At 67.8% G+C, this 16,421-nt stretch carries 17 protein-coding genes and 1 pseudogene; 5 read left to right on the top strand and 13 right to left on the bottom strand.

The genetic code is table 11. From position 1 onward, the window contains the following. Positions 1–198: 198 nt before the first annotated feature. Together ACEN9V_RS07750 and ACEN9V_RS07745 are read right to left on the bottom strand one after the other, a co-directional pair. The gene (locus tag ACEN9V_RS07750; protein WP_096897514.1) at positions 199–666 is read right to left on the bottom strand and encodes a hypothetical protein; all 468 of its coding nucleotides are present in this window, start codon (positions 664–666) and stop codon (positions 199–201) included. Between the two features lie 51 nt (positions 667–717). Continuing rightward, complete coding sequence (locus ACEN9V_RS07745) at positions 718–1,683, bottom strand: cytochrome c oxidase assembly protein (protein ID WP_096897513.1); 966 nt, start codon at positions 1,681–1,683, stop codon at positions 718–720. Positions 1,684–1,730: 47 nt separating this feature from the next. On the opposite strand from ACEN9V_RS07745, the gene ACEN9V_RS07740 reads away from it, so the two are divergent. From ACEN9V_RS07740 to ACEN9V_RS07730, 3 genes are all read left to right on the top strand, one after another. After that, the gene (locus ACEN9V_RS07740) at positions 1,731–2,093 is read left to right on the top strand and encodes an ArsR/SmtB family transcription factor (protein WP_096897512.1); all 363 of its coding nucleotides are present in this window, start codon (positions 1,731–1,733) and stop codon (positions 2,091–2,093) included. Beyond that, positions 2,090–3,010, top strand: coding sequence for a cation diffusion facilitator family transporter (locus ACEN9V_RS07735; protein WP_096897511.1), 921 nt, complete (start codon positions 2,090–2,092; stop codon positions 3,008–3,010). The genes ACEN9V_RS07740 and ACEN9V_RS07735 overlap by 4 nt, the downstream gene beginning before the upstream one ends. Before the next feature lie 78 nt (positions 3,011–3,088). Further along, positions 3,089–5,140: a cytochrome c oxidase assembly protein gene (locus ACEN9V_RS07730; RefSeq protein ID WP_096897510.1), complete on the top strand. Its 2,052-nt coding sequence runs from the start codon at positions 3,089–3,091 to the stop codon at positions 5,138–5,140. A gap of 85 nt (positions 5,141–5,225) precedes the next feature. On the opposite strand, the pseudogene ACEN9V_RS07725 reads toward ACEN9V_RS07730, so the two are convergent. The 11 genes and pseudogenes from ACEN9V_RS07725 to ACEN9V_RS07675 all read right to left on the bottom strand — a co-directional run. After that, positions 5,226–7,199: pseudogene (locus tag ACEN9V_RS07725) on the bottom strand (acyltransferase family protein); the annotation flags it as partial. Positions 7,200–7,330: 131 nt separating this feature from the next. Next, the gene (locus ACEN9V_RS07720; protein ID WP_096897508.1) at positions 7,331–7,969 is read right to left on the bottom strand and encodes a cation diffusion facilitator family transporter; all 639 of its coding nucleotides are present in this window, start codon (positions 7,967–7,969) and stop codon (positions 7,331–7,333) included. After that, positions 7,966–8,313: an ArsR/SmtB family transcription factor gene (locus ACEN9V_RS07715; RefSeq protein WP_096897507.1), complete on the bottom strand. Its 348-nt coding sequence runs from the start codon at positions 8,311–8,313 to the stop codon at positions 7,966–7,968. Before ACEN9V_RS07715 ends, ACEN9V_RS07720 begins: the two co-directional genes overlap by 4 nt. 142 nt (positions 8,314–8,455) lie before the next feature. Beyond that, complete coding sequence (locus tag ACEN9V_RS07710; protein WP_096897506.1) at positions 8,456–9,193, bottom strand: cytochrome c biogenesis CcdA family protein; 738 nt, start codon at positions 9,191–9,193, stop codon at positions 8,456–8,458. Then, positions 9,190–9,681: a signal peptidase II gene (locus tag ACEN9V_RS07705; RefSeq protein WP_175349928.1), complete on the bottom strand. Its 492-nt coding sequence runs from the start codon at positions 9,679–9,681 to the stop codon at positions 9,190–9,192. Before ACEN9V_RS07705 ends, ACEN9V_RS07710 begins: the two co-directional genes overlap by 4 nt. Before the next feature lie 20 nt (positions 9,682–9,701). Continuing rightward, positions 9,702–10,313, bottom strand: coding sequence for a cadmium resistance transporter (locus ACEN9V_RS07700; RefSeq protein ID WP_096897505.1), 612 nt, complete (start codon positions 10,311–10,313; stop codon positions 9,702–9,704). 198 nt (positions 10,314–10,511) lie between these two features. Next, positions 10,512–11,318: a M23 family metallopeptidase gene (locus ACEN9V_RS07695; protein WP_123937981.1), complete on the bottom strand. Its 807-nt coding sequence runs from the start codon at positions 11,316–11,318 to the stop codon at positions 10,512–10,514. 269 nt (positions 11,319–11,587) lie between these two features. Then, the gene (locus ACEN9V_RS07690; protein WP_079238220.1) at positions 11,588–12,193 is read right to left on the bottom strand and encodes a DUF305 domain-containing protein; all 606 of its coding nucleotides are present in this window, start codon (positions 12,191–12,193) and stop codon (positions 11,588–11,590) included. A 103-nt stretch (positions 12,194–12,296) separates the two neighbouring features. Next, positions 12,297–12,740, bottom strand: coding sequence for a hypothetical protein (locus ACEN9V_RS07685; protein WP_096897504.1), 444 nt, complete (start codon positions 12,738–12,740; stop codon positions 12,297–12,299). 95 nt (positions 12,741–12,835) lie between these two features. Further along, positions 12,836–13,150 carry a metal-sensitive transcriptional regulator gene (locus ACEN9V_RS07680; RefSeq protein WP_056120637.1) on the bottom strand — a complete coding sequence of 105 codons (315 nt, stop codon included), beginning with the start codon at positions 13,148–13,150 and terminating at the stop codon, positions 12,836–12,838. A 38-nt stretch (positions 13,151–13,188) separates the two neighbouring features. Continuing rightward, entirely contained in the window at positions 13,189–13,866 is a 678-nt protein-coding gene (locus tag ACEN9V_RS07675; protein ID WP_141399072.1) for a hypothetical protein, read from the bottom strand. 92 nt (positions 13,867–13,958) lie between these two features. Between ACEN9V_RS07675 and ACEN9V_RS07670 the strand changes: the two genes are divergently transcribed. After that, positions 13,959–14,216, top strand: a complete 258-nt coding sequence (locus ACEN9V_RS07670; RefSeq protein WP_255252559.1) for a heavy-metal-associated domain-containing protein — start codon at positions 13,959–13,961, stop codon at positions 14,214–14,216. Next, the gene (locus ACEN9V_RS07665; RefSeq protein ID WP_096897502.1) at positions 14,213–16,414 is read left to right on the top strand and encodes a heavy metal translocating P-type ATPase; all 2,202 of its coding nucleotides are present in this window, start codon (positions 14,213–14,215) and stop codon (positions 16,412–16,414) included. Before ACEN9V_RS07670 ends, ACEN9V_RS07665 begins: the two co-directional genes overlap by 4 nt. Positions 16,415–16,421 lie beyond the last annotated feature (7 nt).

Here is a 16,421-nt window from a genome sequence, read left to right as displayed (position 1 = left end):
GGGTCGGTGTCGGAGCTGCCGGGGGGCGCGTGCTCGCTGGGCGAGGCGTTCAGCGTCGAGGGCTGCGCGGCGCGTGAGGGGAGTTGGGGGATCGGGCAGGAGAGCGGTCTGGTTCGTCACAGGTCTGCAAGAAGGCTTCCGTTGAGCGGGCAAGACGCAGTCGACGACCCCAGGGAGCGGGGTCGTCCGGAAGGAGAATCAGACGCGTGCGATCGACAGGACCGTCAGCGATACCGCTGTCTGGTCCTGTCGGATGAGCCGCGGTCGCAGTCTGGCGAGTACCCGCGACAAGGAGAACAACGGACGGCGGAGGTCGTGCGCAAGCAGCGCCAGGACGAGGCCGGCACTCATCACCAGCGCCGCCAGTCCCAGCAGTGCGCAGAAGATGCCGCTGACGCCTTCGTGCTGGTCCACGTGGGCGGCGCCGGAGGTGTCCTGTTCCAGTTCGGACACGGTGGATGCGCCGGTGAGGCTCGCCACCGGGTCGTCCGTGTGCGCGGCCAGGTTCTGCAACGTCATCGCGCCGAGCAGCAGCAGGACGGCTGCGATCACCGCGGTGGCAGCGCGAAGCAGCCGGAGCGGGAGGAGGTGGCGAAGCGTCGTCATGATGAGGATGGCCCGATCGGTGCGGCCGCATCTATTGTGCAGGACCCTGTCAAGCGCCACAGGTGAGTTCGCTGGGCGTGTTCGGACGTCTGGACGTGCGGTGCCGGTGGGTCACCCGTGCTGCTCGTGGGGTGGGATGGTCCGTCCTTGCAGCCGTGCGAGGTGCGCGTTGTAGGCGTCCAGATCGGGGTCGCCGTCGCGATCGATCGCACGGTCCCGCTCCCGGCTCTTCCGAGATTCGTGGCGGAACCAGCTGGTCATCAGGATCAGCACCAACGCGAGCGAGGGTGCCTCTCCGTAGGACCATGCCAGCCCGCCCGCGAACGCTTGGTCGCCGACGGCGGTGATACCCCACGCGGCAGGGATGTCAGTGAATGCGGGCACGAGCGGCACGGTCGCCATCATCAGGATGACACCGAAAAACGCGTGCAGCGGCATCTCCAGAAACGCATCCAGCAGCCGGCCGAGGTGCCCCTGTCGGCGTGGCAGCGGGTCGGTGGGAATCAGCGGAGCGGTGAAGAGCACTCCGGCGGCGAGGAACGCGAGCTCGAGGCCGACGTGTCCGGCCCAGGTCTGGAGGAGCGCGTCGGCGGCGCTGGTGAGGTAGAGGCCGTAGAAGGTGATCAGGAACAGCGGAATCATGAACCCGGGATGCAGCAGGAACCGTCCGATCCGTGATCGCAGCCCGAACATCGCCGACTGCAACACCAGCCGACCGGGGCCGCGATGCGGTGTCGCTCGGAGGAGCAACGTGCCCGGTGCGCCGAGGACGAGCAGCAGCGGAACGGTCATCATCAGTGTGAGCTGCTGGAACATGAACGCGGAGAACAGCACGAAGCCGTAGCCCTCGATGCCGGCGCCCATCGTGACCGCAAGCAGAACGCAGCCAGTCAGGAACAGCACGCCCCGCCACATCGGCCACGGCCGGCGTTGCAGCCGAATGCGCAGCCATCCGGTCACGTACGCGGCAGCGAGCAGCAACGCGATCACGGGGATCACGGGCACGGGCTGCAGCGTCGGTGCGAGCAACGCGGCCAGGGTGGGCGGTGCGGTCGGTATCCACGCCAGCGATTCCATGCCACCCGACGGTAGACACCTCACCATCAACATGCAACCATATTCGCATGAGCGAATATTCGAATGTGGGGTTGGCGGAGTTCGACGATGCACACGTCGAACTGGCCGCCGAGATCTTCGCCATGCTCGCCGACCCGACTCGCATCCGGCTCGTCCTCGCGCTCCGGGAGGAGGAGATGCCGGTGGGGCACCTCGCTGCCGTCGTTGACCGATCCCAGACCGCCGTGTCGCAGCATCTCGCGAAGCTGCGCATGGCCCGCATGGTCACCACCCGGCAGGAGGGCAACCGGGTCTACTACCGCCTCGCGAACGACCACGCCAACAAGCTCGTGCACGACGCCATCTTCCAGGCCGAGCACACCGTCGGCGACGTCGTCCGGCACCATCACAACACGGAGCACGACGCATGAGCACTCCGCACGACCATGGCATCGACGCGCACGCCGTGAACCGCCGGCGCCTCGCGATCGCCTTTGGCATCACCGCAACGATCCTCGTCGCCGAAGTCATCGGTGCCATTGCGACCAACAGCCTCGCGCTCCTCGTCGACGCAGCACACATGCTCACCGACGCCGGCGGGCTGGCAACTGCACTCGTCGCGGCGAACCTCGCACGACGACCCACGACTGCGAAGCGCACCTGGGGCTTCGCCCGCGCCGAGGTGCTCTCTGCCACAGCGCAGGCAGCAGTCCTGCTCGCGGTCGGGCTGTTCGTCCTCATCGAAGGGGTCCAGCGGCTGTTCGCACCTCCGGAGATTGCCTCCGGGGGGCTGTTCGTCTTCGGCATCATCGGCCTCGTCGGTAACATCGCGTCGATCCTGGTGCTCGCCTCCGGACGGAACGCGAACTTCAACCTCCGAGCCGCGTTCCTCGAGGTCCTCAACGACGCCCTCGGATCCGTCGCCGTCATCATCGCCGCGATCATCATCGCCGTCACCGGTTGGGGCGGAGCCGACGCCATCGCAGGGCTTCTCATCGGCGTGCTCATCCTGCCGCGGGCGTTCAAGCTGCTCCGAGAGACCGTGAACGTGTTGCTCGAGTCCACGCCGACAGGCCTGAACCTCGACGACGTCCGCACACACCTGCTCGAGCGGGAACACGTGATCGATGTGCACGACCTCCACGCGTCCCAGATCGCGACGGGCCTGCCGGTGCTCACCGCACATGTCAGCATTGACTCCGCCTGTTTCACCGACGGCAGCGTGCCGGCACTACTCGATGACCTCCAGCGGTGCGTCGCGGAACACTTCGAGGTCAGCGTCGAGCACTCCACCTTCCAGCTGGAACCGGCCGGACACAGCCAACACGAACACACCCCCCACGTCTGACACGTCGCATGCTTCTCCACCCCGGAACCTGCTGCACAGCGATGAACCAGCGGCCCGACAACGACCTGTGATGACCCATTGACTGACACGAACCACCGCGCGGCAAACACCCACGGCGCACCCGTTGGCGCCGCACCGGACGCGGTAGCAGTCCGCTCGACACTCGTCGTCGCGGTACCACTGGCACTGGCATGCACGCTGCTCGGGCTGACCTTGACCGGTGCGCTCGGAGAAGCGACGCAGCTCGTCGACGCCGGCAGGCTGGTCGACTACGGCCTGCCCATCGCTCGAGTAGTCCACGATGCCATGGCGGCAGTCACGATCGGGCTGCTCATCGTCGCAGCGTTCGCGCTGCCCGGGCAGCGCAAGGAACGGGGCCGAGCCTCCTGGACGCAGTACCGGGCCGCACGCTGGGCGGCGTGGAGCGGCGCGCTCTGGTTCCTCGCCGCCGTGGTCGGAATCGTCTTCACCGGCGCCAACACCATCGGCGCCCCGATCACGAGCTCCGTGTTCGCGCGAACGTTTCCGGAGTTTCTCTTCCGTCTGGAAGCCGGGCAGGTGTACCTCGTCTCTGCGAACGCGGTCCTGATTGCAACGATCGTCGCCGCGTTCGCAACGCGGGTGACCAGCATCGCCGTCGCCACGGTCTTCGCCATCTTCGCGCTTCTGCCGCTGTCGCTTTCCGGGCACGCAGCTGGCTCGCTCGAACACGCCAACGCCGTGAACTCACTCGCGATCCACCTGATCGGCGTATGCGTCTGGGTTGGTGGGCTCACCGCCGTGCTGCTGCTGCGCACAATGACCAAGGGCGCGACCGGCCGTGTTGTTGCCCGATACTCGACCCTCGCCGGCTGGTCCTTCGCCGCCGTCGCGTTCTCCGGCATCGTCAACGCGGCGCTCCGACTCACCGGACCTGCAGATCTGGTCACCACCTCGTACGGGTGGCTGATCACCGTCAAAGCGGCCGCGCTGATCCTCCTCGGCATCGCCGGCGTCGTGCAGCGCCGAAAACTCGTCCCAGGACTCCTCCGAAACCCAGCGAACCGTCGACTATTCGTCCGGTTCGCACTCGCCGAGATCATCTTCATGGCGATTGCGATCGGCGCCTCTGTCGCCGTATCCCGGAGCCAACCGCCGATCCCGCAGACACCGGAAACCGGGGCAGACACGCGTGACGGGCTGATCGGCTTCACCTACCCGCCCACCCAGACCCTGCAGAACTTCCTGAGCGCGTGGCACTGGGACTGGGCATGGACCGCACTCGCCGTCATCGGCATCGGCTGGTACCTCATCGCCGTCCGCAAACTTCGCAAGCGCGGCGACGCGTGGCCGATCGGGCGGACAATCAGCTGGGTCGCTGGCTGCCTCATTTTCATCTGGACGATGAACGGCGGCCCTGCCGTTTACGGCATGATCCACTTCTCCTCGCACATGATCCAGCACATGCTCCTGATGATGTTCGTGCCGCTGCCGCTCGTCCTCGGCGGCCCGGTGCTGCTCGCGCTCCGCACCCTGCCGGTGCGCAACGACGGCTCCCGCGGCGCCCGCGAGTGGCTGATGCTGTTCGTGCATTCGCGCTACATGCAATTCATGGCCAAGCCGGCGGTGGCCGGGGTGATCTTCGCCGGGTCCCTCGTGGTGTTCTACTTCACCCCGGCGTTCCAAGCCGCGATGCAGTCACACGAATGGCACATCGTCATGGTCGTCCACTTCGTGCTGAGCGGCTACCTGTTCTTCTGGGTCTTCGTCGGCGTCGACCCCGGCCCGCAACGGCCCGCGTACCCGATCCTCATCATCGCGCTGCTGGCGACGCTGGCGTTCCATGCGTTCTTCGGCGTCGCAGTGATGACCTCAACCGAGGTGTATGCACTGGACTGGTTCCGCGCACTCGGACAAACAAACGAAGCTGCGCTCCTCGCTGACCAACACACCGGCGGCGGCATTGCGTGGGGTGCTTCCGAGCTGCCGATGGTGTTCGTGGCGCTGCTTGTCGTGCGGAACTGGGTCACGTCGGACAAGCGCGACGCCAAGCGCCTCGATCGTCAGGCGGAACGCGACGGCGACGCTGAGCTTCGCGCCTACAACGAACGGCTCGCCGCGATGAACGGGCGTGACCGCCCACACGAGTGACCTCAGCCGTCGCCGTCCGATGCGTCGCTGCCAGCGCTGGTGCAAGTGCGGCGTTGACAGCGCGCTGCAGCGGACGCGTGAGGGTGTTCGCGTAGGTGCGAGTGATGTGCTGCGAGTCGCGATACACGAGCACGTTCCCAATCACCGCAGGACACCACCCAGCACGACAGAACGACGCCGTCATATCCAGCACCCGCGCACCACGGATGCGCTGCGCCGCAACCGTGAGGTAGTCCGTCGCAGCGAACGCGCGCGCTGTACTCAACTGGCAGCGGGAAACCGCGTCCCCATTCACATCGAGGCAACGTTGCACACCCGTACCCGCGGCGGGGGTGTCCCGAATCGCAAGGATCGTCGCCCCGCGGGCAATCAGCGGCCCCCACGATGCACGGTAGCCGCGCTGTGCCGCGCGGTCGGGGTCGGCTCCTACCGGGTTGCCGCGGAGATCCGCGCGAGCGGCTGTGAAGACCAGCGCGTATGGAGCCTCGGCCTCGAGTGAGCGGTCGACGTCATCGTTCCAGATTGCGCACCGTCGTTGATTCGCGTCCGACACGTCAGACCACCGCACGTGGGAGAAGTCGCACCCGCCCTTGACGTAGAGGTGCAGTTCCCAGCCGCGCTCGCGAGCGATCCGTGTCAGCGTCGAAGCCCATTGGTGGGCGTGGGAGTCCCCGATCAACGCCACTCGAGTGCCCCCTCGCACGCCAACCACGCAGCTGCGGGCGGCAGTGGTCTGTGCCTCGCAGTCGTCCCACGTCGAGTCGATGTCGTAGGCGGCGGTCATGGTGGCCGGGGTGAACGGCTCCCGCGGATCACCACTGAGTTGGCAGGAGCGATTCCACGCGGCCGCGGCGCCGAAGCAGCCGTCCCCGCTCAGCGTGACCGCGACCGCCCGGTCCTGACGTTCCTGACCCTGCAGCGCCGCCCAACCCGTCGTTGGGACGAGCAGCAGCACCACCATCACACCTGCCGTCACGGCGAGCACAGCTGTTGAGCGGCGGCGTGAGAGCGGTCCGAAACGACCGCGATTCTCGACCAGGACGTGCGTCAGCTGCGCGAGGATCAGCGACAGTGCGGCAGTAGCGAGGATTCGAACCGGGGACGGCAGCTCGACCGCTCGCGGGAGCAACAGTACGACCGGCCAGTGCCACAAGTACAGCGGGTAGGAGATGGACCCAAGCCAGCGCACTGGACCCCAACGGAGCACCCAGCCGAGTACGCCCGTGTCCGCGCCGGCAGTGATGATGAGCGCGGTCGCCGCGACTGGGATCGCGGCCAGGATCCCTGGATACGACACCCCGGGTGAGAAAAGCACGCCCGCGGCGGTCAGCGACGCCCACCCGAGCAGCGCGGCCCCGGCGCGCGTCTGCGATTTCAGCGGGAGGAGCGCGCCGGACTGCGGCCCGAGCAGCGCCAGCAGTGCCCCAACCCCGAACTCCCAGGCCCGCGTATGTGGCCAGAAGTACGCAGCGGCCGGCTCCAAGGCGGTCAGGAGCACGGAACCAACAAGGGAAGCCCCGGTCGCCGCCCCGACGGCCCACATCAGAGGCGGCCTCCGAGGGGCGAATCGCCAGATCAGTAGAAGCAGGATCGGCCAGACAATGTAGAACTGCTCCTCGACGCCGAGTGACCAAAAGTGCTCAAACGGGGTCGACGGCGTACCGGCAGCGAGATAGTCGGTCCTCGACGCAGCGAGCACCCAGTTCTCGACGGAGCCCACGCTCCCGGCGAACTGCGCTCCGAGCTTCGGCCAGTCCTCCTTCGGGTACAGCGCCAATGCTGCGGCCCCCGTCACCGCAAGTACGATCAGCGCAGACGGTGCGAGACGGCGCACACGCCGGGCCCAGAACGCCAGTACCGACACCCGTCCGCGGCACTCCAGCTCACGACTGAGTTGCCTGGTGATGAGAAAGCCGGAGACGACGAAGAAGGCATCGACTCCCACGAAACCGCCGGGGAACCAGCCGACCCCAAGGTGATAGACCACCACGAGTACGACGGCGACGGCCCGGACAGCGTGCACGTCGACCCGAAACGAACCGTGCTCGCTGGACCGCATCAAGTACGAAGCTAGTTGTCCTTCGTGAACCCCAATCGACTACCCGGCGACGGAAGCTGGAAGAGCAAGCAAGTTACTTGTGGACAGCACCGCTGGGTCGCGGCGCTTGGTGTCGCTAGAGAGCGGTTGTTTCAGTCGTCATCGTCATCTTCGACGAGTTCACCTTCCCAGGCTTCGCGTCCTTCGTGGATGGCGAAGAGGGCGATGACGAATCCCGCGACGGGATCGAGCCATGCTGCGCCGGTGAGGGCGTAGAGGAGGAGTCCGACGAGGGTTGAGATGCTGAGGAGGACGCAGATCCGGGTTTCTGCGGCGTCCGCGAGGATCAGCGGGTCTCCAAGCTTCTTTCCGACTCGGGTTTTCAGCGCGGCAAGGACCGGCATGACGATGATCGAAAGGACCAGGAGCACGATGCTGACCGGGGAGGTCTCGGGCGTCTCATGGTTGATCAGGCTGCGGATGCCCTCGACGACGACGTAGGCCGCGAGGAGGAAGAACGTCACCGCGACGAACTTCAGCGTACGTCGCTCCTTGGCCTCGTCCGCTTCACCATGACGGAGCCGCGCCGCGAGACGCAGACCCACCAGCACTGCGGCGATCGACTCGATCCCGGAGTCGATACCGAAGCCGATGACGGATACAAGTCCCGCGGCAATACCCGCTGCGATGGCGACGATTCCCTCGATGACGTTGTACGCGACGGTGAACTGCGCAAGGCGGAGCCCTCGTCGGGTGAGCTGCTCCGTTTCGGTCACGGTGCGGGTGCTCATTCGGTAGCCCTCGCGTCCGAGCCGTAGGTGCCGCAGAGGTCCACCTGGTAGCCGGTGGCGTGCAACAGCGTTTCCGCAGATTCGAGGAGATCCATCAGCTCCGGCTGCGCGAGCGAGTAGAACACCTGCCGGCCCTGAGTCCGCCCCTCTACGAGAGCGCAGTCACGCAAGCACGCGACATGCTCGGAGATCGTCGACTGCGCAAGCCCCAACTCCGCCACGAGGTCACTCACGCGAGCCTCTCCCAAACGGAGGCGACGCACGATGCGCAGTCGGGTCGGGTCCGCGAGCGAGTGGAACAGCGATACGGCGGCAAGATCGCCCCGTGCTTCTACGATCGGCATACACCGATGATATCGGTGCGCCTCGTTGCGCGTCCCGCTGATGCCTCGTCGACGCGATTCTTCGCAGCGACCCGCCACTCGCGTTCCGCTGCGCCGTCATGTCTGACAGCCGTGGGCCTGCGTGGTGCGATGGTCGGCCTTATTAGAGGAGGGTGACGTACTGCCCGATCTGCGCGCCGATCGTGTACATCAGCGATGACCACAGTCCGGTGACCATGAGGACACCGATGAGGATCAGCGTGCCACCACCGATCAGGTTCACGGTCCGTAGGTGCCGTTTGACGCGGCTGATCGCGGTGGTGGCCCAGGTGGTTCCAAGGGCGAGGAGGAGGAAGGGGATGCCGAGTCCGAGGCAGTAGGCGATGCCGAGCAGGACGCCGTTCCAGGTGCTCGCGGCTTGCAGGCTCAGCAGGTTGATCGCGGTGAGGGTCGGGCCAAGGCAGGGGGTCCATCCGAGCCCGAACACGATCCCGAGCAGGGGTGCGCCGGCGATGCCGGTGGCCGGCTTCCATCGTGGTTTGAGGGTGCGCTGCAGGATCCCGAAGCGGCCGATGAACACGAGTCCCATGATGATGACGAAGCCGCCGAGGATCTGCGTGAGCAGGTCGCGCCAGCGGATCAGCCAGAAGCCGGCGGCGCCGAATGCGGCGGCGTAGGCGACGAAGATGACGGTGAAGCCGAGGATGAACAGGAGCACGCCCAGGGTGAGCGTGCTGCGGCGGCGTTGTTCTGCGACACCGCCGATGAAGCCGAGGTACCCGGGGACGAGTGGGAGAACGCATGGTGAGAGGAAGGACACCAGCCCGGCCAGGAGTGCGACCGGCACGGCGATCAGGAGCTGCCCGCTGAGGATCGCTTCCGCGAAAGGGTTCCCGGTCACGCTGATCGCTCCGTGGGCGCGGGCTCGTCCTTGTGGCTGCCCGGCATCAGGAAGCGGATCGCGAATCCGGCGATCCCCAGGGTGGCGAAGATGTCGGCGACGTTGAAGATGGCGAACCAGTCGATGTTGATGAAGTCGACGACTTCGCCAGTGAGCGGCCCGGAATCGGCGCGGGTGATGCGGTCGCAGAGGTTGCCTGCGGCCCCGCCGACGGCGACGCTCATCAGCCCAGTGGCGAGCATGTCGGTGCCGCGCACGGCGCGCACGACTGCCCACGTTGCCAGGCACAACGTCAGGGCGATGATGCCGAGTGCGAGCGGCGGCCCCATCTCGCTGCCGAGGCTGAAAGCGACGCCGGGGTTGAACACGAGCTGGAGGGTCGCACCCGGAGCCAGCTCAATTGTGCGCGACGGGCCGAGGCCGGACAGTGCCCACGCTTTCGTGAGCTGGTCGATGGTGAGCGCGGCCCCGGCGATCAGCAGCACCACGACCACTCGTGTACCCGCTCTCACGAGAGCACGTCGATGAGTCGCACGATCACACCGGACTCGATCAGGATGTAGAGGCCCAGGCCCGTGAACACGGCGGGCACGAGCCAGTGCTCGATCTTCTCGAGGGCTTCCGTGACGGTCTTGTTCGTCCCCACGAAGCGAGCCACGAGGCACCACACCGCGACGAGCACAAGGAACACCGCAATCGTGACCACGGTGTCCGGGATCGGGGTCGTCCGGAACACCGGCGTGTAGAGGGAGATGTTGTCGGCGCCGTTGGCGATGGTGATCCCCGCGACCCCGAGGACCCCACCCGCGCGCACCACCGAGTCGTCATCGTCGTCGTCATCACCGCGTCGTCGCAGAGCACGGACCAACCCCACCAGACCAATACCCAGGGGGATGAGCCCCAGCAGCCCCACCCACTTGTCCGGAACGATGGTGAGCCCCGCGGCAGCGAGGACGCTGATCGCGACGAGGGCGATGAAGCCGGCGTACTGACCGACGACGACCTTCCACCCAGGCAACGTTCCACGCGTCGATGCGAGGAACAGAACCGTCAGGACCACGACGTCATCGATGTTGGTGGCAGCAAAGAGACCCACCGCCGCCGCAATCGTGCCGATCATCGGTTCGACTCAACAAGCGGCGGCCGAGACACGGGAACCATCATCCGGCAAGTGATCGTCATACGCCGATCATATCGGTATCGACCGATGATCGGCGACGTGCAGCCGGCCGGCTCTCCACAACGCTGCCGCCGGCCCGGAGGCGATCGTCGGCGCGCGATCGGATGGTTGCCGCGGAGCGGGCTGAGTGGGCGCCGCTCACAAGGTGCGCCCGGCATTCGTTGTAAGCCAGGCAATGGGGTCGATTGGGGTGCTGCTGCCGAGCATGACCTGCAGGTGCAGGTGGGCGCCGGTGCTGGCGCCGGTGTTGCCGACGAGGCCGACGAGCTGCCCGACGGCGACGCTCTGCCCGGCATGCAGCGGTGACGAGCCGAAGATCATGTGCGCGTAGAGGGTGGAGATGGTCTGACCGTCGATCTGATGGTCGATGATGACGTACTGGCCGTACTCCGGGTGGGTGCCCGAGATTCGGACGGTGCCGGCGGCGACGGCGCCGATGGGGGTGCCGGCGCCGGGGGTGATGTCGGCGCCCTGGTGGATCGACGAGCACGCCGCGCACGGGGCGAGGCGGGGGCCGAACGGGGAGCTGACCCGGATGCTGCCGGCGACGGGCCAGCGGATATCGCCGGCGCCGGTGTTCACGATCGTCCCGGTGGGCGCGACTGCAGCCGTGCTACCTGCCGCTGCTGTGGCGCTGTTCGTGGTGCTGGTGGTCGTCTTGGTGATCACGGGCTTCACGGCGGGCTTGGTGACGGTGTAGCCGTCCCGGTCAACGGTCACGGTCAGCCCGGTCGCGGTGAAGCTCTGCCCGGTAGCGGACGGGGTGCCGCCGGGCACGGTGACGGCGGGGCCGGTAGATGCCTGCGCGGGAAGCGCCGCGGCGGTGAACAGCGCCATCGCCGCAGCAGCACCGGTCAGCGGAATCGCCGCCAGCGCCCGGGATCGGAACGTCCGCGTCGGAGCCGGCGCGGCCACCGTCACGGCGGGCAGCGGCGGCCGACTCACGACAGCGGGGGTCCGGCGGATGCGGGGCGTCCGCGGAGCGGGGGGTGTGGCGCGTTCTGCGGCGAGGGCTTCGCGGCGCGTCAGCGGCGTTGCAGTGGGGGTGTGGGGGTGCTGCTGGGGCACAGGCAGGCTCCAAGAAAGACGGCGGACGGGGATGAGCCCGTCAGAAGAAACAGGGCCGCTCGGCGGGGTGCTCGAGCGGGAGAGGGGGAAAGCCGGTCGCGGATCGCGGCAGGGAGGGGGGACACCGCCGCGACCCACGGCCGGGGTCACATCGACGCGAGCATGTCCTTCATCTGGCTGATCTGCTCGGTCTGGCTCGACACGATCGACTTCGCCATCGCGACCGCGTCGGTGTTCTTGCCCTTATCGACTTCGGTCTTCGCCATGTCGACAGCGCTGGTGTGGTGCTCGACCATCTGCTGCAGGAACAGCTTCCCGGCGTCCGCCGGGGAGGCACTGTCGAGGGCGTTCATATCGGCGTCGGACATCATCCCGCCCGACATGGAGGAGTGATCCATCCCGGACATGCTCGACATCTCCGTGGGCTCGCCCCAGGCCTTCAACCAGCCGGTCATCGTCTTGATCTCCGGTGCCTGCTCGGCCTTGATTTGCTTCGCGAGCGTGACGACGTCGGGGTCCACGTCGGAGCCCTTGGCGAGGAGCATGTCGCTCATCTCGATGGCCTGCTTGTGGTGCGGCAGCATCCCCTGCGTGAACGTCACGTCCTGGTCATTGTGCGTCGACGAGGACGACGAGGACGACGAGGAGGAGTTGTCCGAGGAGCCGGCGTTGTTGGTGGAGCATCCGGCGAGGGTGAGGCCGATGGTGAGGGCGGCGGTGGCCGCGAGGGTGCGCGTGATGGTGGTGTTCATGGATCCAATCCCGTGATGCGTCAGGTGTTCCGGGCAGGCGAATACCTGCCCGTGTTCTGGGCATGCGAGAGCTTCCGAAGGGAGCGCTCCCGCCGGGGATGGATCAGATACGGATGATCTGCAGCGCCGTCAGTGATGGCGGCTTGGGTGCCGCGACGCGGCGTGCGACACGGTCCCCGAGGGCGAGGAGGCGTGCGAGGACGTAGAGGACCCCGCCGTTCCGGGTGCGCAGAAGCGCCCACGCGAACAGGGCGATCGTCAGCGCGCAGGCCATCCCCATCAGGGAGCACATCAGCGCGCACAGGCCGCCATCGCAGCCAGCATCACTGAGCACGCTCACCACCGCGCCAGCCGGCGCGGCAGCGTGCTCGGCTGCGTCGCTGTGGGTGTGCTCGGCCGTCATGGCGGTCATGGCGTGCTCGCCGGTGGTCGCGTGGCCGAGCATGCTGTGCATCAGGACCGTGAACCCGACCAGCAGCAGCAACGCCAGCACTGCCGTGGCCTGCAGCAGCAGGCGGCGGCGCGTGGTGTTCGCGGTGGTGAGCATGCGGATCCGTACTGATGGCTGGCGGGGGTGCGGGTTCTATGGTGCAGGACGAGCGCTGAGAGGACAACCGCCCCGTCTGGTGGGCGGAGAGCTGGTTAGGCGCGCACGAGGCGGGCGATCGCGTCGGAGGCTTCCTTGAGCTTCACCGCGGCCGCGTCGCCGCCTTCGGCGACGGCGTCGGTGACGCAGTGCGCGAGGTGGTCATCCAGCAGGCCGAGCGCGACGGATTGCAGCGCCTTCGTCATCGCGGACACCTGGGTGAGGATGTCGATGCAGTACTGCTCCTCATCGACCATCCGCTGCAGGCCGCGGGCTTGCCCCTCGATGCGGCGCAACCGTTTGAGGTAGTCGTCCTTCGCGGTGATGTACCCGTGGTGGTGCTCTGCTGCGGGTGCGGTGGTGTCGGTCATGGACGCTCCTCGGGGTTCACCGATTACGGTAGCGGCGCTCATGCCGCCGTCGACCAATCGAACGGGGTCGGCGCGATCGGCGTACCGGACCCACGGGTGATGACGATGGCGATGTCCTGCTGGTCCTGCAGTTCCAGATCCGGCAGGGGCGTGGTGGTGCGGGTGCCGTTGACGAACACGGCGACGTGCCGGTCGTTCTTCCCGTCGACGTACCCGCCGACCTGCCCGTCTCGCAAGGTCACGTCCCACTCGGTAAAGAGCTGTCCGAGGGTGAACGGCTGCACCTTCGCGGACTCGACGTGCACGATGCCGGAGGTGTCGTGGGTGTGGAGTGCAGACATGCCGCCCCGCTGCACGTCGACGCCGATGTTCGCCGGCACCGCCACCGGCTCCCCGTCCACCGATACGGACAGATGCTGATGGGTGTGCAGCGCTGCACCTTCCATCCCCGCCACCTCGAGCCCGGCAGCCTTCGCCCGCGCCGCCGCATCCGCGGGGGCCGGCCACGGCGGGGCCGCTGTCGCTCCGGACGCTGTTGGCGCCGTGTCGTTGCCACGGTTCAGCGCGGTGACCGTGATCGTGGTGACCGCGGCGAGGACGATGACCACGGCGGCGCCCAGCAGCCACCACCGGCGGGTGCGGCTGCGCTGCTGTTCCGCTCTGCGGTCAGCGGCTTTCCGCCGCGCCTCTTCGCGCCGATCAGTTCTGCTCGCCATCACGTCCTCTTTCCGGATGCCGGTTTGGCGGATTGGGAACACATCCGCCCGACCGGCGTTACACTCACTACGGTACCCCCCTAGGGTACCTGATGAACGTGAAGAACGAAGGGATCACCACGATGAGCGAGCAGCTGACGAACACGTACGCCATCACGGGCATGACGTGCGGGCACTGCGTGATGAGTGTCAACGAGGAACTCGTCGCCGTGCCGGGTGTCACGGACGTGACGATCGACCTCAACGTCGGCGGTGTCTCCACCGCCCGGGTGACCAGTACCCGTGACCTGCCGCAGGAGGAAGTTTCCGCCGCTGTGGAGGAGGCCGGCTACACGTTGGTCGCATCATGACCACGACCAGCACCCCGCCGGTTGAGCTGACGATCGAGGGGATGACCTGCGCGTCGTGCGCGAACCGGATCGAGCGGAAGCTGAACAAGCTGCCCGGCGTGACCGCGAGCGTGAACTACGCCACGGAAAGCGCCTCCGTCACGCTCCCCGCGGACCTCGCTGTCGACGACGCGATCCGGACCATTGAAGCGGCCGGGTACGGCGCGCGCCTGCCCGAACCGCCCGGTGCGGACACCGACGAGCTCGCGCCGCTCCGGCGGCGCCTGATCGTGTCCACGGTGCTCGCCGTCCCGGTGGTGGCGCTGTCGATGGTCCCGGTCCTGCAGTTCCCGGGATGGCAGTGGGCCGTTCTGGTGCTGGCGCTGCCGGTCGCTGTGTGGGGTGCGTGGCCGTTCCATCGTGCTGCCGCGATCAACGCCCGGCATGGGGCCGCGACGATGGACACCCTCGTCAGCGTCGGCGTCGCCGCCGCGACCGTGTGGTCCGTCTGGGCGCTCGTGTTCGGCGGCGCCGGGCACATCGGGATGCAGATGGCGTTCTCCTGGTTCCCGCACCCGGGCGCGGCTCCGGAGCCGTACTTCGAAGTCGCCGCCGCGGTGACGGTGTTCCTCCTCGCCGGCCGATACTTCGAGGCCCGCGCGAAGGACCGCTCCGGCGCCGCCCTGCAGGCGCTCCTCGCCTTGGGTGCACCGACTGCCCGGGTGCTCCGAGACGGTGTCGAAACTGAGGTGCCGACCGCAGCACTGCAGGTCGGGGACCGGTTCGTGGTCCGTCCCGGTGAACGCATCGCCACCGACGGAACCATCACCGATGGCACGAGCGCGATCGACACCAGCGTGATGACCGGTGAAGCGGTCCCCGTCGAGGTTGGCACCGGCGACACCGTCACCGGCGCGACCGTGAACGTCGGCGGCCGACTCATCGTCGAAGCCACCCGCGTCGGCCAGGACACGGAGCTTGCCCGCATCGGCCGGCTCGTCGTGTCCGCGCAGACCGGCAAGGCCGAGGTGCAGCGCCTCGCCGACCGGGTTTCCGCCGTGTTCGTCCCGATCGTCATGGGCCTGGCGGTGCTGACCCTCATCGGGTGGCTGCTGCTCACCGGCGACGTGCAAGCCGCGTTCACCGCCGCCGTTGCGACCCTGGTGATCGCCTGCCCGTGCGCCCTGGGGCTGGCAACTCCGACCGCGCTGCTCGTCGGCACCGGACGTGGCTCCCAGCTCGGGATCCTCATCCGCGGACCCCAGGTCCTCGAGGCCACCCGCCGGATCGACACCGTCGTGCTCGACAAGACCGGCACCGTCACCACCGGCAAGATGAGCGTCCACCAGGTCACCGCCGTCGGCGGGGAAACCGACACCCGAGTCCTCGCCCTCGCCGCCGCCGCGGAAGCAGGATCCGAACACCCCATCGCCCGCGCCATCACCGCAGCCGCCACCGACCACCCCACCGCGGACACGTTCCAGTCCACCGCCGGGCTCGGCGTCCAAGCCGTCGTCGACGACACCCTCGTGCTCGTCGGCCGACCCGCCTGGTTGACCGACCAGTGGGCCATCACCATCCCCGAAGCGGTCACGGACGCGGTCCGGACCGCGGAACAGGGCGGCGCGACCGCGGTCGTTGTCGCATGGGACGGCGCAGCCCGCGGCGTCATCAGCGTCGCGGACACCATCGCGCCGACCAGCCCGGACGCGATCCGTCGCCTGCACGACATGGGGCTGCGCACGATCATGCTCACCGGCGACGCTGAAGACGTCGCCCGGACCGTCGCAGCGGAGGTTGGCATCGACGACGTCGAAGCCGAGGTGCGACCCGAAGACAAGTACCGGACCGTCACCCGGCTGCAGCAGCAGGGCCGGTCCGTGGCGATGATCGGCGACGGCGTCAACGACGCCGCCGCTCTCGCCGCCGCTGATCTCGGGATCGCGATGGGTAGCGGCACCGACGCGGCCATGGAAGCCGCCGACATCACCCTCATCCGAGCGGACCTGAGCGCCGCGGCGGACGCGATCGCGCTCGCCCGCCGCACCCTCGGCACGATCAAGGTGAACCTGTTCTGGGCCTTCGCCTACAACGTCGCCGCGATCCCGCTCGCGATGGCCGGCCTGCTGAACCCAATGATCGCCGGCGCCGCGATGGCCCTTTCCTCGGTGTTCGTTGTCAGCAACAGTCTGCGCCTGCGCACGTTCCAGCCTCGCTGACCGGCGG

The sequence above is a fragment of the Curtobacterium sp. Curtsp57 genome (assembly GCF_047324335.1).
Taxonomy (GTDB): domain Bacteria; phylum Actinomycetota; class Actinomycetes; order Actinomycetales; family Microbacteriaceae; genus Curtobacterium.
The sequence above is the reverse complement of the archived record's forward strand: the minus strand, read 5'-3'. Positions and strand labels throughout refer to the sequence as shown.

Bases quoted from the DNA above. Each gene is read 5' to 3' on its own strand.
- ACEN9V_RS07720 (WP_096897508.1), bottom strand. From the start codon at position 7,969: ATGAGCACCCGCACCGTGACCGAAACGGAGCAGCTCACCCGACGAGGG.
- ACEN9V_RS07680 (WP_056120637.1), bottom strand. From the start codon at position 13,150: ATGACCGACACCACCGCACCCGCAGCAGAGCACCACCACGGGTACATC.
- ACEN9V_RS07745 (WP_096897513.1), bottom strand. From the start codon at position 1,683: ATGGAATCGCTGGCGTGGATACCGACCGCACCGCCCACCCTGGCCGCG.
- ACEN9V_RS07685 (WP_096897504.1), bottom strand. From the start codon at position 12,740: ATGCTCACCACCGCGAACACCACGCGCCGCCGCCTGCTGCTGCAGGCC.
- ACEN9V_RS07665 (WP_096897502.1), top strand. From the start codon at position 14,213: ATGACCACGACCAGCACCCCGCCGGTTGAGCTGACGATCGAGGGGATG.
- ACEN9V_RS07715 (WP_096897507.1), bottom strand. From the start codon at position 8,313: ATGCCGATCGTAGAAGCACGGGGCGATCTTGCCGCCGTATCGCTGTTC.
- ACEN9V_RS07740 (WP_096897512.1), top strand. From the start codon at position 1,731: ATGAGCGAATATTCGAATGTGGGGTTGGCGGAGTTCGACGATGCACAC.
- ACEN9V_RS07670 (WP_255252559.1), top strand. From the start codon at position 13,959: ATGAACGTGAAGAACGAAGGGATCACCACGATGAGCGAGCAGCTGACG.
- ACEN9V_RS07735 (WP_096897511.1), top strand. From the start codon at position 2,090: ATGAGCACTCCGCACGACCATGGCATCGACGCGCACGCCGTGAACCGC.
- ACEN9V_RS07700 (WP_096897505.1), bottom strand. From the start codon at position 10,313: ATGATCGGCACGATTGCGGCGGCGGTGGGTCTCTTTGCTGCCACCAAC.
- ACEN9V_RS07675 (WP_141399072.1), bottom strand. From the start codon at position 13,866: ATGGCGAGCAGAACTGATCGGCGCGAAGAGGCGCGGCGGAAAGCCGCT.
- ACEN9V_RS07690 (WP_079238220.1), bottom strand. From the start codon at position 12,193: ATGAACACCACCATCACGCGCACCCTCGCGGCCACCGCCGCCCTCACC.